Here is a 15390-nt window from a genome sequence, read left to right as displayed (position 1 = left end):
TACCGTTCCGGCCCCGGGCCGCTCGGCGGTCGCGACGGCGCCATCGCGCTGTGGCGCTACGGCTCCTACGCCCCGGCGGGCGCGACCACCGGCCGCCAGGGCACCGGGCTGGAGAGGATCATCGAGCTGGACGGCTGGCCGTAGCCGCCGAGCCGGTCGCACAGGGCCTCGAAATCGGCCATCGTGGGCACCGCGACCAGCAGCGCGCAGCAGGCCCCTCCGGTGACCCGGTGCAACTGGAGCACCTCCGGCCAGGCGGCCACCTGGGGGTCGCGCAGCACGCAGCGCGGACCGTAGCACTGGATCTGGACCAGCGCGGTGATCGGCAGTCCGGCCCGGCTGAGGTCCACGTGGGCGTGGTACCCGGTGATCACGCCGTCGGACTCCAGTCGGCGGACCCGTTCGGCCACCGCGGGTGCGGACAGGCTCACCCGGCGGGAGAGTTCGTTGTAGGAGAGCCTGGCGTCGGTCTGCAACTCGGCCAGCAGGCGGCGGTCGACGGCGTCCATGGCGGCTCCCGGAGTGACTGGAACGGGTGGTTTCGCGATCGTAAAGCGAATCGGCCGAACGCCTCGCGAACAACAGCCCGGATCGCGGTTGCGGTGTCCGTCGACCATTCAACCGGGGGGTCGCACCGCCGCACAATGGGCACCCCGGTGGAACCAGGCCGTCCGTCTGGTCGCCGGTCCGGGCGACGGGCCCGGGTGGATCAGGAGGAATCGGGATGGGGCACGACACGGTGGAGACGCCCAGCCTGTCGTTCGGTCGGCGCGGGGAGCCGGATCGGGGCACCCCGTACGCCCGCTACGTGTGCCTGGACGAGCTGCACAGCCTGCAGCACCCGCGCAGCAAGGTGCCGGCCGAGCTGTCGTTCATCGTCACCACGCAGGTGATGGAGCTGCTGTTCGACCTGTTGCGGCACGAGTGGACGCTCGCCCAGCGCGCGCTGCGCGAGGACGACCTGCCCGCCGCACTGGCCGCGCTGCGGCGCGGCACCCACGTGCAGGACGTGCTGGTGGAGTCCTGGGACCTGCTGGCCACCATGACGCCGCAGGAGTTCAACGGCTTCCGCGCGGCGTTCGGCCAGGCCTCCGGCTTCCAGTCCGCGGCCTTCCTGCACCTGGAGTTCCTGCTCGGCAACAAGAACGCCGCACTGCTCACGATGTACGACGGGATGCCGCGGACGCAGGCCGAGCTGACCGAGGCGCTGCGCTCCCCCGGCCTGTACGACGACGCGCTGGCCCTGCTGGCCCGGCGCGGCCTGCCGCTGCGCCCGGAGCCCTCCGAGGAGCGCTACCGCGCCAGCGACGAGGTCGCCGCGGCCTGGCGCCTGGTCTACACCGACCCGGAGCACGCCGGACTGCGGCCGCTCGCCGAGGCGCTGCTGGACGTCGCCGAGCGGGTCACCCGCTGGCGCCAGCGCCACCTGTCCGCGGTCAAGCGGACCATGGGCGGCAAGCCCGGCTCGGGCGGCTCCAGCGGGCTGAGCTGGCTGCGCAGGTCCGCCGAGCAGGACGTGTTCCCGGAGCTGTGGACGATCCGGGACGAGCTGTGAACGAGGGGATGGGCATGGTCACGCGCGAGGAGTGCGCGGCGCTGGACGCCGTCGACCCGCTGGCGGCGTTCCGCAAGGAGTTCGCCCTGCCGGACGGGGTGGTCTACCTGGACGGGAACTCGCTCGGCGCGCTGCCGGTGCGCACCGCGGAGCGGGTGCGGCAGGTGGTCGAGGAGGAGTGGGGCCGGGAGCTGATCCGCAGCTGGAACGACGCCGGCTGGTTCGAGCAGCCCTACCGGCTGGGGCGGCGGATCGCCCCGCTGGTCGGGGCCGGGCCGGAGGAGGTGGTGGTCTGCGACACCACCTCGGTGAACCTGTTCAAGGTGCTCGTCGCCGCGCTGCGGCTGCGCCCCGGGCGGCGCACGGTGCTGGGCGACGGCGAGGCGTTCCCGACCGACCTGTACATCGCCGAGGGCGCCACCGGCCTGGTCGAGGGCGCGCGCAACGTGCTGGTCCGGCCCGAGGAGCTGGACCGGCACCTGGACGGCGACGTCGCCGCGGTCGTCCTCTCGCACGTGGACTACCGCACCGGCGAGCTGCTGGACCTGCCCGGGATCACCGCCCGGGTGCAGGCCGCGGGCGCGCTGATGATCTGGGACGTCTGCCACTCGGTGGGCGCGCTGCCGGTCGAACTCGGCGCCGCGGGAGCGGACTTCGCGGTCGGCTGCACCTACAAGTACCTGAACGGCGGCCCCGGCTCGCCGGCCTTCCTGTACGTCGCCGAGCGGCACCTCGCGGCCGGCCCGCGGCAGCCGCTGAGCGGCTGGTTCGGGCACGCCCGCCCGTTCGCCTTCGAGCCCGGGTACGACCCCAAGCCGGGCATCGGGCGCTTCCTGACCAGTTCGCCGTCGCTGCTCGGGCAGGCCGCGCTGGGCGCGAGCCTGGACGTCTGGGAGCGCGCCGACCCGGCCGCCGTCCGGGCGAAGAGCCTGGCCCTGACCGACCTGTTCATCGGACTGGTCGAGGGGCTGGACGGGATCGAGGTGGTGACCCCGCGCGAGCACGCCCGGCGGGGCAGCCAGGTCGCGCTGCGGCACGCCGACGGCTACCCGGTGGTGCAGGCGCTGATCGCGCGCGGCGTGATCGGGGACTTCCGCGCGCCCGACCTCATGCGGTTCGGCTTCACCCCGCTGTACCTCTCGTACACCGACGTCTGGGACGCGGCCCGGGAGCTGGCCGAGGTGCTGGCCGGCGGGGAGTGGCGGGAGGAGCGGTTCTCCCGCCGGGGCGAGGTGACCTGAGGCCCGGCGCCGCGCCACGGCCCGCCGCGGAACAGTGACGCACGTCATGCCCAGGTAAAGTTCGACCCTCATCGCCCTTGGGAAACCTCCTGATTGACTCACCGTCAGCCACAAGGGGAGGTTTGCGTGAACATCGAACTCGGACCGCTTTCGCCCGAACCCTTCATGCTGGCCCTGGGGTTGACTCTGTTCTTCCTGATCACGTGGACGCTGGGCCACCGCATCCTCCCCCGCGTCGAGCGGATCCAGGCCAAGCGGTGGGACGCGACCGAGGGCCGCGCCGAACGTGCCGAAGCCATCCGCGCCGAAGCCGAGGCCGCCCACGACGCCGGCCGGCAGGAACTGGCTCAGGCCCGGCACGAGGCGGCCCGGATCCGACAGGAGTACGCCGAGCAGGGCGCGGCGGCCGTCGCCGCGGCCCGCGCGGAGGGCATCCGCGACCGGGACCGGCTGGTCACCGCCACCCACGCGCGGATCGCCGCCGACCGGGCCGAAGCCGCCGAACAACTCCGGCAGGACGTAGGAGAGTTGGCCGTGACGCTGGCCGGCCGGGTGGTCGGTGAACCGGTGCACGCCGTCGCCGCCGGCCGCCGCACGGTGGACCGCTTCTTCCGCTCCCGCTGAGCCGCCGTCGGCCCCTCGCCCGTGCTGGGCGAGGAGCCGACGCATGCCCGCGGCGGGCCGTCGACACGGCCCAGGCCGCCCGGTCGGGGTCGACACGGGCGGCCTGGGCCGTTGTTGCCGTTGTTGCCGTTGTTCAAACGTTCAGACGTTCCTTGCGAGCGCTAGCTGTGGCGACCGCGACGGCGGGCGGCCAGGACGGCGAGACCGCCGAGGCCGAGCAGGCCGACGCCGGCCAGGCCGAAGACCACCGGGGCGTTGCCCGCGCCGGTGGAGGGCAGCTCACCACCGCCACCGGGGTGGTGGCTGGTCGGGTGCTCGGACGGGTGGTGGCTGGTCGGGGCCGGGCCCGAGCTGGACGGACTGGCCGAGGGCGAGGAGGACGGGGACGACGACGGCGAGGAAGAGGGCGACGACGACGGCGAGGAGGACGGGGAGGAAGACGGCGAGGAGGACGGTGACGACGACGGCGAAGAGGAGGGCGAGGAGGATGGCGAGGAGGACGGGGACGACGACGGCGAGGTGGAAGGCGACGGGCTCGGCGTCGTCTGGCAGTCCGGCAGGTCCCCGTCGAACGGGTAGCTGTGGATCTCGTAGCCGCCGGTGCCGGTGTGGATCAGGTTGCCCGCGAGGTACACCCGGCCGTTCATCCCGGGCTGGGCGATGGTCGTGGTGCCGCCCGGGTTGCCGGCCAGGACCGAGCCCTGGAACTGGGCGCTGCCGAGGATCTGTGCCGAGGTCGCGGTCGGGAAGTTGTACATCAGCTTCGACCGCATGTCGGTGGTCTGGTCCCCGGCCAGGCCGGTGCCGGTGTAGGTGTTGATGATCGGGCTGTCCCCGAGCATGTTCACCACGACGGTGGCCCCGGCCGGGATGTTGTTGAAGACCAGTCCGATCTGCCCGCCGCTCGGCGAGGCGAGGTTCTGGGTGACGTTGAAGACCTGCTTCAGGCTGGTCCCGTCACCGGTGAAGGTCGCCTGGCTGGAGGAGATGTCGACGGTGCCGGTCGCGGCGGCCTTGCCGACGCAGTCGGAGATCTCCTCGATCTGGGTGAGCACCGTCTGGTACGGGGCGGCGGCGTTCGGGTCCTGGATCGACTGGCCGGTGGGGTCGATGCTGACGGTGCCGGTGACGGTGCCCGCGTGGCGCAGGTTGCCGAAGGCCGGGCCGTGGGAGTCGCTCCCGCCGATCAGGATCGAGTTGCCGGTCACGACGTCGACGTTGCCGCCGGTGGTGACGAAGTCGCTGCCGTTGGGCGGCACGACGCGCGAGCCGACGCCGACGACGCCCATGTTGTAGATGCCGCCGCCGTTCTTCTCGACGGTCAGGTTCCCCAGCGCGACGATCTTGCCCTCGGCCTCCGCGGCGCGACCGGTCACGGTGTAGTCGCCGCCGGTGAAGACGTTGATGCTGGCGTCCCGGCCGGGGAAGTCGCCGTTGTTCGGCGGCGGCCAGGTGGCGGGGCAGTCGGGGCCCGTGCAGGCGCCCAGCGGCGGGGCGAGCGGCGCGGCCGAACCGACCGTCAGCACGGCCGCCAGCGGCAGCGCCGCGACGACGGTCGCCACGGCGACCCGGACGGTCCGACGCCTGCGGGTGGCGGGTTCTCTTCTCACGGCGGTCGTTCTGTGATCCGGCGTACCGGTGCCCTGACCCATCGACACATTCCTCCGCGCATAGGAAAAGGAGCAGGTGCGCACAACCTGCCCCGTTCGTACTATCTGCTGGCGATCCCGCAGATCCGGGACATCCAACCTTAAATCGGGCGATTCCTACCCTACAGATCCTCAGATCCGATCCGAGAATCCACCGCGCGGCGCAGCAGTGGCCTCCCACCGGCCCTGCCCGGACGACCTCCGCGCCGCCCCCGCCCGACGCCCGCGCCCGTTAGGTTGGAGCAATGACCTCCGAGGCCCAGGACCAGAGCACGCCGCTCGTCGCCGTCGCGTCCGCCGACGCCGTACTGCGGCACCCCGAAGCGGGCGAGCACCTGCTCACCCCCCTCGAACTCGAACGCGCCGCCCGCTTCCGGCACGAGTCCGGGCGGATCGACTTCACCGCCGGCCACGTGCTGGTCCGGCTCTGCGCCGCCCGGCTGCTCGACGTCCCGGCGGCCTCGCTCACGCTCGCCCAGCAGTGCCCGGACTGCGGCCTGGCCGACCACGGCAAGCCGTACCTGCCGGACCACCCCGAGGTGCACGTGAGCCTGTCGCACACCCGGGGCGTGGTCGCGGCCGGAGCCGGCCACCAGCCGGTCGGGGTGGACGTCGAGCTGGCCGCGCGCGGCGGGTCGCTGGGCGCGGTCGCCCGCCGGGTGCTCTCCCCCGCCGAACTGCGCCTGGTCGAGGCGGCACCGGAGCCGGACCAGGCGTTCCTGCGGCTGTGGGTGCGCAAGGAGTCGCTGATCAAGATCGGGCGGGCCACCCTGGACACCCTGGCCTCCGTCGACCTGTCCGACCTGCCCCTGGACGTCCCGCCCGGCGCCCCGCTGCGCAGCCGCCACCAGGACCTGCACCTGCTCGACTGGGCCGACCCGGAGCACGGCGCCGCCGTCGCGGCGGTCAGCACCGCCGCGCCGAGGATCGTCCGGCTGACGACGGCGGGCTGACCAGGGCGGAGCTCCGCCGCCCTGCGGAACGAGCACGCCCACCCGCGCGGCGGGCCCCCGGATAAGCGGTGTTAGCGTGCCTGATCGCGGGCGCGCCGCCACCGGACGCCCGCCGCACCAGCTGCCCACCGCCGGATGTAAGGGTGTCCCCGCCATGGCCAAGTTCCTGCTGAGCCTGCACGTCCTCGCGTCGGTCCTGTTCATAGGCCCGGTCGCGGTGGCCGTCAGCATGTTCCCGCGCCGGGCCAAGGCCGCGCTGGCCGGCGGGCCGGACCAGGCCTCGGACGCGGGCGTGCTGCGGATCCTGCACCGGATCACCCAGGTCTACGCCCTGCTGGGGGTCGCGGTGCCGGTGATGGGCATCGGCCTCGCCCAGGTGATGGACGTGCTCGGGCAGTCCTGGATCATCGTCTCGATGGTGCTCACCGCGATCGCCGCGCTCTCGCTGCTGCTCTTCGTCCTGCCCGGGCAGCAGGCCGCGGTGGACGCGCTCGGCGCCGACACCGCGCCGGAGCAGCACGCCAAGGCCGTCCAGGGCCTGCGGCTGCTGCCGATGACGGCCGGGGTGTTCAACCTGCTGTGGGCGGTGGTCGTGGTGCTGATGGTCATCCGGCCGGGGTCGAGCACCGGCGTCTGAGCCGGGCCCCCGAAGCCGTACCGAAACCGTAGCGAACGAGGGACTCCACCGCCCGGCCGTGCCGGCCGAAGCCACGCCGACCGGGCCGGAAGGCCCTCTCCCCCGGGGCGGGCCCGGTCCAGTACCGTCCTGGCCATGACGATCATGGCGGGCATGGGCAGCCCGACGGGTACCGGAGTCGGTCCGCTGCTGCGCGGCTGGCGCGAACGGCGACAGCTCAGCCAGCTGCAACTGGCCCTGCGGGCGGACTCCTCGACCCGGCACCTCAGCTTCGTCGAGAACGGCCGCTCCCGCCCGAGCCGGGAGCTGGTGCTGCGGCTCGCCGAGCACCTGGACGTCCCGGTCCGCGAGCGCAACACCCTGCTGCTCGCGGCCGGCTACGCCCCGCACTTCCCCGAGACGCCGCTGGACGACCCGTCGATGGACGCGCTGCGCGGCGGCCTGGAGCGGCTGCTCGCCGCCCACGACCCGTACCCGGCGCTGGTCGTCGACGGGACCTTCCGGGTGCTGGCGGCCAACCGCTCGCTCGGGCTGCTCCTCGACGGCGTCGCCCCGCACCTGCTGGAACCGCCGCTCAACGCGATGCGGATCGCCCTGCACCCCGAGGGGCTGGCGCCGCGCATCGTGAACCTGCCGCAGTGGCGGCGGCACCTGCTGGAGCGGGTGGAGCACCGGATCGAGCTGCTGCGCGGCGAGGCGCTGCGGCGGCTGTACGAGGAGGTCGCCGGCTACCCGACGGCGGCGGACGACCCGGGCCCGGGCGGGGAGCAGGCGGACGGCGCCGGGCTGTTCCCGTTCGCGCTGCCGATGCGGATCCGGCACGAGGGGCGGGTGCTGTCGTTCCTGTCCACCATCACGACCTTCAACACGCCGCTGGACGTGACGGTCTCCGAACTGGCCATGGAGACCCTCCTGCCGGCCGACGCGGAGACGGTGCGGTTCCTCCAGGACGCGGTCGGCCCGGAGCGCTGAGCCTGGTTCAGGTGCGGCGCCCCTCGGTGCCGCCCCCGACGCCCCCGACGCGGCCGTCGCGGCCGTCGCGTCGGCGCAGCGCGGTGAACTGGAGGACGGCGAACAGGGCCACCACCACCGCCTGCACCGGGATCCAGACGGCGCCGGCCGTGGTCGGCTCCAGCCAGGCCGCCATCGCCACCAGGCTGAGCACCACCCAGACGGCATTGAGGTCGATCACCGCCCGCACCGCGAGCCGCGGCGGCCACCGGCGGGCGGCCAGGGCGCCGACCCCGAGGGCGTAGCCGGTGAGGAAGAGCCCGAGGGCGAGCAGGACACCACGACCGACCCCGAGCAGTTCGCCGACCGGGCCGGCGAAGGCCAGGTAGACGAGGCCGTTGCCGCCGGTGACCAGGGCGTCCAGGGCGAGCACGCCGCGCACCGTCCACAGGGGGGAAGCGGAGCCGGGGCGGGCGGGCGTGAGGGTGTTCGCGGACATGGCGGGTCAGCCTCCTGGCGGGGACGGGGCCCGGCGGCGGTGACGCCGGCCGGGCCCCCCACCCTGCCCGCCCGGCCGCCGGGCGTCGATTACCCCGCAGGTAAGGGCCCGGGGCCGAGACCGGTCGCCGGGGCGCTCAGGGCCGCGCCCCCGGCGACCGGCCGCCTCAGCCCGGCAGCCCGAAGAGCTCGGCGGCGTTGTCGTGGCAGACGGCCCGCAGCCACTCCTCCCCCAGGCCCAGCCCGGCCAGCGCCTCCAGTTGGTGCACGTACCGGTACGGGATGTTGGGGAAGTCGCTGCCGAGCAGGAAGCGGTCCTGGAGACCGCGCAGGCGCGGCAGTTCGGCGCGCGGGAACGGGACGTCGGCCTCGGCGAAGTCCGTGAAGGCGATCGTGGTGTCCAGCCGGACGGCCGGGTGGCGCTCGGCGAGGTCGAGGAAGTCGCGGTACTCGGGCATGCCGAGGTGGGCGACCACCAGGACCAGTCCGGGGTGGCGCTTCAGCACCTCGCCGATCGGACCGGGGCCGGTGAAGTCGCCCGGCACCGGCCCGGACCCGCAGTGGGTGACCACCGGCGTGCCGGTCTCGGCGAGCAGCCCCCACACCTCGTCCAGCTGCCGGTCCGCCGGGTCGTAGCCGCCGACCTGCACGTGCGCCTTGAACACCCGGGCGCCGTCCTCGATCGCGCGGGCCACGTAGCCGGGCGCCTCGGGCTCGGGGAAGAACGTCGCGGTGTGCAGGCACTCCTGGGTGCGGGCGGCGAAGTCGGCCGACCAAGCGTTCAGCCAGCCGGCCATGCCCGGCTTGTGCGGGTAGAGCATCGAGGTGAACGCCCGGACGCCGAAGTCCCGCAGCCGCTGGACGCGCTGCTCCTCGGCCTCGCGGTAGGTGATCGGCCAGGGCCGGTTCACCAGCGGGCCGGCCGCGTCGAAGTACGCCCACACCTTGTCGAGGACGTTCTTCGGCATGAAGTGGGTGTGCACGTCGATGAGGCCCGGCAGGCCCAGGGACTGCCAGAACGCGCGGACCCCCTGGGATTCGCTCACGCCGGCACCGGGCGGGCCCGGTCGATGATCCCGGCGGTGTCGACGCCGGACGGCAGGGTGCCGAAGGCGGAGCCGCGGTCGCCGGCGAGGCGGGTGGCGCAGAACGCGTCGGCCACCGCCGGGCTGCCGTGGCGGACCAGCAGCGCGCCCTGGAAGGCCAGCGCCATCGACTCGACCAGCCGGCGCGTCCGGTACTCCAGGTCGGCCTGGTCTGCGAGCTGCTTGCGCAGGTCGGCGACGGCCGCGTCCAGCCGGCGGTCCGCCCCGGCGGCGGCGTCGAGCTCGCCGAGGAAGGCTTCGACCGTCTCCGGGCGCTTCGCCATGGCGCGCAGCGCGTCCAGGGCGGCGACGTTGCCGGAGCCCTCCCAGATCGACACCAGCGGCGCCTCCCGGTAGAGCCGGGGCATCCCGGACTCCTCGACGTAGCCGTTGCCGCCCAGGCACTCCAGCGCCTCGGCGGCGTGCGCCGGGCCGCGCTTGCAGACCCAGTACTTGGCCACCGCCAGGCCCAACCGCCGTACCAGCGCCTCGGGTTCGTCCCCGGCCAGGGCCAGGTCGGTGCTCTGGGCGAGCCGCATCGCGACGGCGGTGGCCGCCTCGGACTCCACCACCAGGTCGGCGAGCACGTTGCGCATCAGCGGCTGGTCCACCAGCGGCCGGCCGAACGCGCGCCGGTGCAGGGCGTGGTGCACGGCCCGGGTGGCGCCGTAGCGCATGCCGGAGGCCGCGCCGACGGTGCAGTCCAGACGGGTCATGTTGACCATCTCGATGATGGTCGCCACCCCGCGCCCCTCCTCGCCGACCAGCCAGCCGACCGCGCCGTCGTACTCCAGCTCGGCGGAGGCGTTGGACTTGTTGCCGAGCTTGTCCTTGAGCCGCATCAGCTGGAGGCGGTTACGGGTGCCGTCCGGGAGGACGCGCGGCAGCATGAAGCAGCTGAGCCCGCCCGGCGCCTGGGCGAGCGTCAGGAACAGGTCGGACATCGGCGCCGAGGTGAACCACTTGTGGCCGGTCAGCCGGTAGGTGCCGTCCGGGTGCGGGGTCGCGGTGGTGGTGTTGGTGCGGACGTCCGAGCCACCCTGCTTCTCGGTCATCGACATGCCGGCGATCAGCCCGCGCTTGGTGCGCGGCTCGCGCAGCCCGAAGTCGTACGTGGTGGCGGCCAGCAGCGGCTCCAACTCGCCCGCCAGGGAGGGGTTGGCGCGCAGGGCCGGGACGGCGGCGTAGGTCATCGAGATCGGGCAGGTGTGGCCGGCCTCGACCTGCCCCCAGACGAAGAACTTGGCGGCCCGGGCGGAGTGGGCGCCGGGCCGCTCGTCCCGCCAGGGCGCGGCGTGCAGGCCGTGGGAGACGGCGGTGCGCATCAGCTCGTGCCAGGCCGGGTGGAACTCGACCTCGTCGACGCGGTGGCCGAAGCGGTCGTGGGTGCGCAGGACGGGCGGGTTCTCGTTGGCCAGCCGGCCCCACTCGGCGGCCTGCTCGGAGCCGGCCAGGCGGCCGAGCTCGTGCAGCTCGGCCTCGGCCCAGCCGGCGCCGGCCCGGTGCAGGGCGGCGAGCAGGGTCGGATCGGCGGCGGTGTCGTGTCCGTACGGCAGGGGCACCTGGTTGGTGACCTCATGCGTCGCTGTCATCGCGTCCTCCCAGGGCACGCAGAGTGAAGGAGACCAGGGCGGGGACCACGTCGGTGGTGCCCGCCGGCTTCGTGGGCGCGGCCGTCCGTGTGGGCGCGGCCGTTGCCTCAGGCGCGGGCGCGGCCGCGAGCGGGCCGGCCAGCGCCTCGCCGACCGCACCGACCAGCGCGGCGGCGGTCAGCACCGGGTCCTGCTCGGGGAGTTCGCCGCTCGCCACGGCGGCGGCGATCTCGGTGGCGATCACGTCCCGGAACGCCCGGCGGAACACCAGGCGCTCACTGTCCACGACCGCGTCGGCCGGCTCGACCAGCAGCGCGTACGCCAGCCGGGGCGCGCGCAGGGCGCGGGCGGCGAAGGTCTCGACGACCGCGGCGATCCGCTGCCGCGGGCCCTCCCGGAGGGCGACGGCCGCGTTGACGGCCGCCATCTCGCGGGTGACCACCCGGCGGAACAGCTGCACGGACAGCTCGGCCTTGTTGGCGAAGTGCTGGTAGAGGCTTCCGGTGGCGATCCCGGCGCGGTCCGCCACGGCGGCCATCGTGCAGCCGCCGTAGCCGCGTTCGGCGAGCAGCAGGACGGCCGCCTGCAGCACGGCCTCGCGCTGGGTGTCCAGCCGGGCTTGGACGGCGGGCGTGCGTCGGTAGGCCATAGAAGCATTGAAGCACTGATTCAGTTCTTCAGATAGGGGTCGGCCCCGCCGTATGCGCGAGGAGGCCGCCCCCGGCTGGGGACGGCCTCCTCCAAGGCGTCACACGGTGTCACGGCCCGCCGGTCACAGCGGGTGGCGCTCTACAGCGGGTGGCGCTGCGACTCCAGCTTCAGGCCCTCCTCGTCGAGCGGGCCGAACGGCGGGATCTGCTGCTTCTTGCCGAGCGAGCGGGCGGCGTCCTGGTCGCCCAGGCCGGCCCACTCCAGCACCTTGGCGGTCGCCTCCGCCGACTGCGCGGCCGGCAGCTGGCCGATGTTGGAGCCGTGGTTGCCGCCCGGCACGGTGTAGACGTAGCTGTCGTCACTGCCCCGGCCCAGCTTGAACGGCTTGGCGCCCCACGGGTCGTTGCCGCCGTAGACGTAGATGATCCGCTCGGCGTCGTGCTTCACCCAGCGGTCGATGTCCCGCATCGTGTTCGGGTTGAAGGAGATCGGGATGTCCTTCGGCACGTACGACCGGGCCGAGTACAGCTCCTTGTAGTCGTAGTGCAGCACGCCCTTGAGGTGCGAGACGTCGAAGAACGGCGCACCCAGCTCGGTCGCGGCCTGGTAGTAGTACGCGGTGTACTTCGCCAGCGACTGGTCGCTGTTGCCGGTGATGCCGGACTGCGAGTCGAACCACGCGTACAGCGCGTCGTCGGTCGCGGTGGCCGCGGCCGGGACCTTGGCGCAGTCCGCCTCGGTGCTGTACTGCCAGAACGCCCAGACCACGTCGAGCACGCCCGCCTCGTACGCCCGGTCCGGCGTGCCGAGGGTGTTGAAGGTCGAGCCGGCGGCCTTGTTGTCGGCCACGTAGCGGGTCTCCAGGCGGTCGCGGCGCACCAGCAGCTCGCGCTGGGCGGCGTTCAGCGCGGCCCGGCACTCGGGGGTGCCGACGGTGCGGAAGAAGTTGGTGTAGGCCGCGTAGTCGTTGACGTCGGTGTTGTTCGGCGCCACGTACGCGATCGTGCCCGCGACGTCGTCCGGGTAGAAGCGGCGGAAGTAGGTGGAGGACATGCCGCCCTTGCTGGCGCCGGTGGAGAGCCACTCCTGCTGGTAGATCCGCTTGAGCGCGGTCACCAGCCGGTGCGAGTCGGCGGCCTGCTGGCGGATGCCGGCCTTGGACCAGTCCGCCGGCTCGGGGCGCGACGGGGTGAAGTACCGGTACTCGATGGACACCTGGTTGCCGTCCACCAGCCGGGTCGGCTCGGTGCGGGACGGGTTGGTGCCCAGCGTGTAGCCGTTGGTGTAGAAGACGGTCGGGCGGTCGTAGCCCCGGTGCAGCACGCTGAAGCGCTGCTGGAAGGTGCCCAGCCAGGGGCGGAAGTGGTCGATCGGCTGGGTGTAGGTGAGCAGGAAGTAGCGGTGGCCGGTGGTGGTCGGCTTCTCCTCGGTGATCGTCACCCCGGGGATCGCCGCCAGCCGGTCCTTGATGTCGGCATTCGGGTCATCGGCGGGGCTCCGGCCGTGGGCGGCCCCGGCGGCGTCGGCGCCCTGGGCACCGGCGGCCAGCGCCGGGGTCGCCAGGCCGCCGAGCGCGAGCAGCGGTATCAGCAGGACGGAAACCAGCAGCCTTCGCAGCGTGGTGGTCATCAACTCTCCATTGGTCACACGGATATGACTGCCGCCCTGTCGGGACCGACAGTGCGGCGCGGGTGGTGCGGCGGCCGCCCGGTGGACGGCCGAATGGGCCACCCGCCGTTCACGGGTGGCCCATCGGGGATCGGTGCTGGTCAGCGCGGTCGCCCCGGTTCCGTCACGTCGTGACGGTCGGGCGCGGGGCGCCGGTCAGGTCAGGTCGGGTCAGGGCCTTCGCGACGGCCAGGTCAGGTCAGGACCGTCCCGACGGTCGGGTCAGGGCCGGACCAGGGTGCAGCCGGGCAGGGTGAGGTCGAACCGGTTGCCGGCGGCGAAGCAGGCCGGGATGCCGTAGGTCTCCTGCGCGTAGCCGATGCCCTGGTGCACCGTCACCGAGCCGTTCTCGTCGACCTCACACGGGTTGTCGAGGGTGCAGGACTCGCCGTTCTCGTTGATCGTGTTGTTGACCGCGACCACCTGCCCGGTGTTCGCGTCCACCACCGGCGAGCCGGAGGTGCCGCCGATCACGTTGCAGCCGGAGGTGTAGCGGACCGAGTCCTTGAAGGTCCAGTCGGCCTCGTTCAACTGGTAGGCGAAGCCGTCGATCGAGCAGGAGTAGATCTTCTTCCAGTAGCCCGAGACGACCTTGATCGAGGTGCCCTGCGTGGGGTGGGCGGCGGAGATGGTCAGCGGGGCGATCCCGTACCGGGACTGGATCGAGGCGTAGCTGGTGTTCAGCTGGTAGATCGACACGTCGGTGTCGGTCATGGCGCCGTAGACCACCTTGGTCGCGCGCAGGGTGCCGAGTCCGCTGCCGCTGGAGCTGAGGAGGGTGAAGGTCCGGCTGGAGGGCTGGTTGAGGATCACCTCGCCGGGGCCGGGCATCCCGGACTCCAGGCAGTGGCCGTTGGACAGGACGAGGGCCGGGTCGCTCGCGGCCGAGCCTGGCATCCGGACCAGCGAACCGGAACAGTTGTTGAGCGCCACCGTCCCGGCGAAGTTGACGGCGCGGGGGGCCGCCTTGGTGTCGGTGACCTGGGCCTGGTCGCTCAGGGACTGGCCGTCCCGGGCCGCGACGGACACGGCGGCGGGGGCCTCCGCGGTGGCGGCCTGGGCCGGGAGGGCGCCGGCGAGGGCGGTTGCTCCGGCGACCAGGACGGTGGCGAGCATGCCTATGAGCGGCTTCTTCATGAGAGACCTCTCGGTGTGGGGGTGCACCAAAGCTGTCGCGGACATGACTCACTGTCAAGAGTCAAGACGACACCAAGAAAGCACTTCGGCCGCAATGGCTCGTTCGCGCGGTGGCGGCGGTGCGCCGGCCCCTCCCTTCGCACCGCCGATCGCGTCAACCCGCCCCACGGCCCCCGTCCGCCACGTACTGTGGCGACATCGGACGGGTGACCACAGGGGGCAGGAGTGACTACCGAGTACCGCAGCGACGCGCCGTCGGAGCCCACGGGGGCGGGTGGGCGGTTGCTCGCCGTGAGCGACCTGCACATCTCCTACCAGGAGAACCGCGACCTGGTGGAGAAGCTCCGGCCCACCAGCCCCGACGACTGGCTGCTCGTCGCCGGAGACGTCGCCGAGCTCACCACCAGCATCGAGTGGGCGCTCGGGCTGCTCGCCGAACGCTTCGCCCGCGTGGTGTGGGCCCCCGGCAACCACGAGCTGTGGACCCACCCCGAGGACCCGGTGCAGCTGCGCGGCGTGGCCCGCTACGACCACCTGGTCGACCTCTGCCGGAGCCTCGGCGTGCTGACCCCCGAGGACCCGTACCCGCTCTGGCAGGGCGCCGGCGGACCGGCCCGCATCGCCCCGCTCTTCCTCCTGTACGACTACTCCTTCCGCGCGCCGGGCACGACCACCAAGGAGGAGTCTCTGGCGGCCGCCTACGAGAGCGGCATCGTCTGCGCGGACGAGCGGATGCTCCACCCGGACCCGTTCCCGGACCGCGACTCCTGGTGCCGCGAGCGCGTCCGGCTGACCGAGCAGCGGCTGGCGGCCTGCGACCCGGACGTACCGCTCGTCCTGGTCAACCACTACCCGCTGGTCCGCCACCCCACCGAGATCCTCTGGTACCCCGAGTTCGCCCAGTGGTGCGGCACCGAACTGACCGCGGACTGGCACCGCCGCTTCAACACCGCGGCGATGATCTACGGCCATCTACACATCCCCCGCAAGACCAGCTACGACGGCGTCCCGTTCGAGGAGGTCTCGCTCGGCTACCCGCGCGAGTGGCGCAAGCGCGGGCTGCCGGAGCCGCTGCTGCGCGAGGTCTTCCCGCAGGCGTAGGTGCGCGCTGCCCCGCCGCCCGACCGTCCGGCGGCGGGGCAGATCTCC

General features: G+C 73.2%; 15 protein-coding genes. 7 read left to right on the top strand and 8 right to left on the bottom strand.

Going from position 1 to position 15390, the window contains the following annotated elements; all coding sequences use genetic code 11:
• Positions 1-65: 65 nt before the first annotated feature.
• On the bottom strand, positions 66-509 hold the full coding sequence (locus tag ACIO9K_RS32410; RefSeq protein ID WP_063347413.1) for an Lrp/AsnC family transcriptional regulator: 444 nt from the start codon (positions 507-509) through the stop codon (positions 66-68).
• Positions 510-724: 215 nt separating this feature from the next.
• Here ACIO9K_RS32410 and ACIO9K_RS32405 point away from each other — a divergent pair, with 215 nt between their 5' ends.
• The 3 genes from ACIO9K_RS32405 to ACIO9K_RS32395 all read left to right on the top strand — a co-directional run bounded on the left by ACIO9K_RS32405 (position 725) and on the right by ACIO9K_RS32395 (position 3420).
• Positions 725-1555, top strand: coding sequence for a tryptophan 2,3-dioxygenase family protein (locus ACIO9K_RS32405; protein WP_363580750.1), 831 nt, complete (start codon positions 725-727; stop codon positions 1553-1555).
• A 14-nt stretch (positions 1556-1569) separates the two neighbouring features.
• Positions 1570-2796, top strand: coding sequence for a kynureninase (gene kynU / locus ACIO9K_RS32400; protein WP_400335156.1), 1227 nt, complete (start codon positions 1570-1572; stop codon positions 2794-2796).
• Positions 2797-2922: 126 nt separating this feature from the next.
• Complete coding sequence (locus tag ACIO9K_RS32395; protein WP_400335154.1) at positions 2923-3420, top strand: hypothetical protein; 498 nt, start codon at positions 2923-2925, stop codon at positions 3418-3420.
• Between the two features lie 161 nt (positions 3421-3581).
• Here ACIO9K_RS32395 and ACIO9K_RS32390 read toward each other — a convergent pair whose 3' ends face one another.
• Complete coding sequence (locus ACIO9K_RS32390; RefSeq protein WP_400335152.1) at positions 3582-5030, bottom strand: choice-of-anchor A family protein; 1449 nt, start codon at positions 5028-5030, stop codon at positions 3582-3584.
• A gap of 284 nt (positions 5031-5314) precedes the next feature.
• On the opposite strand from ACIO9K_RS32390, the gene ACIO9K_RS32385 reads away from it, so the two are divergent.
• The 3 genes from ACIO9K_RS32385 (at position 5315) to ACIO9K_RS32375 (ending at position 7631) form a co-directional block, all read left to right on the top strand.
• Complete coding sequence (locus ACIO9K_RS32385; protein ID WP_363625199.1) at positions 5315-6022, top strand: 4'-phosphopantetheinyl transferase superfamily protein; 708 nt, start codon at positions 5315-5317, stop codon at positions 6020-6022.
• A 154-nt stretch (positions 6023-6176) separates the two neighbouring features.
• Entirely contained in the window at positions 6177-6659 is a 483-nt protein-coding gene (locus ACIO9K_RS32380) for a DUF2269 family protein (RefSeq protein WP_063347418.1), read from the top strand.
• Between the two features lie 135 nt (positions 6660-6794).
• Positions 6795-7631 (top strand): helix-turn-helix transcriptional regulator, encoded by an 837-nt coding sequence (locus ACIO9K_RS32375; protein WP_363580740.1) that lies wholly within the window; start codon positions 6795-6797, stop codon positions 7629-7631.
• A gap of 7 nt (positions 7632-7638) precedes the next feature.
• On the opposite strand, the gene ACIO9K_RS32370 is transcribed toward ACIO9K_RS32375, so the two are convergent.
• The 6 genes from ACIO9K_RS32370 to ACIO9K_RS32345 form a co-directional block, all read right to left on the bottom strand.
• Positions 7639-8109 carry a hypothetical protein gene (locus ACIO9K_RS32370; protein ID WP_400335149.1) on the bottom strand — a complete coding sequence of 157 codons (471 nt, stop codon included), beginning with the start codon at positions 8107-8109 and terminating at the stop codon, positions 7639-7641.
• 166 nt (positions 8110-8275) lie between these two features.
• On the bottom strand, positions 8276-9154 hold the full coding sequence (locus ACIO9K_RS32365) for an amidohydrolase family protein (RefSeq protein ID WP_400335147.1): 879 nt from the start codon (positions 9152-9154) through the stop codon (positions 8276-8278).
• On the bottom strand, positions 9151-10785 hold the full coding sequence (locus ACIO9K_RS32360; RefSeq protein ID WP_400335145.1) for an acyl-CoA dehydrogenase family protein: 1635 nt from the start codon (positions 10783-10785) through the stop codon (positions 9151-9153). The genes ACIO9K_RS32365 and ACIO9K_RS32360 overlap by 4 nt, the downstream gene beginning before the upstream one ends.
• Positions 10769-11434, bottom strand: coding sequence for a TetR/AcrR family transcriptional regulator (locus tag ACIO9K_RS32355; RefSeq protein ID WP_400335143.1), 666 nt, complete (start codon positions 11432-11434; stop codon positions 10769-10771). The genes ACIO9K_RS32360 and ACIO9K_RS32355 overlap by 17 nt, the downstream gene beginning before the upstream one ends.
• Before the next feature lie 140 nt (positions 11435-11574).
• Complete coding sequence (locus tag ACIO9K_RS32350) at positions 11575-13065, bottom strand: S28 family serine protease (RefSeq protein WP_363625209.1); 1491 nt, start codon at positions 13063-13065, stop codon at positions 11575-11577.
• A 261-nt stretch (positions 13066-13326) separates the two neighbouring features.
• On the bottom strand, positions 13327-14241 hold the full coding sequence (locus ACIO9K_RS32345; RefSeq protein WP_363580728.1) for a serine protease: 915 nt from the start codon (positions 14239-14241) through the stop codon (positions 13327-13329).
• Between the two features lie 225 nt (positions 14242-14466).
• Here ACIO9K_RS32345 and ACIO9K_RS32340 point away from each other — a divergent pair, with 225 nt between their 5' ends.
• Entirely contained in the window at positions 14467-15342 is an 876-nt protein-coding gene (locus tag ACIO9K_RS32340; protein WP_363625211.1) for a metallophosphoesterase, read from the top strand.
• Positions 15343-15390: the final 48 nt, after the last annotated feature.

It is taken from the genome of Kitasatospora sp. NPDC087271, from assembly GCF_044744605.1.
GTDB lineage: Bacteria > Actinomycetota > Actinomycetes > Streptomycetales > Streptomycetaceae > Kitasatospora.
This window is presented reverse-complemented; position numbering and strand designations above follow the sequence as displayed.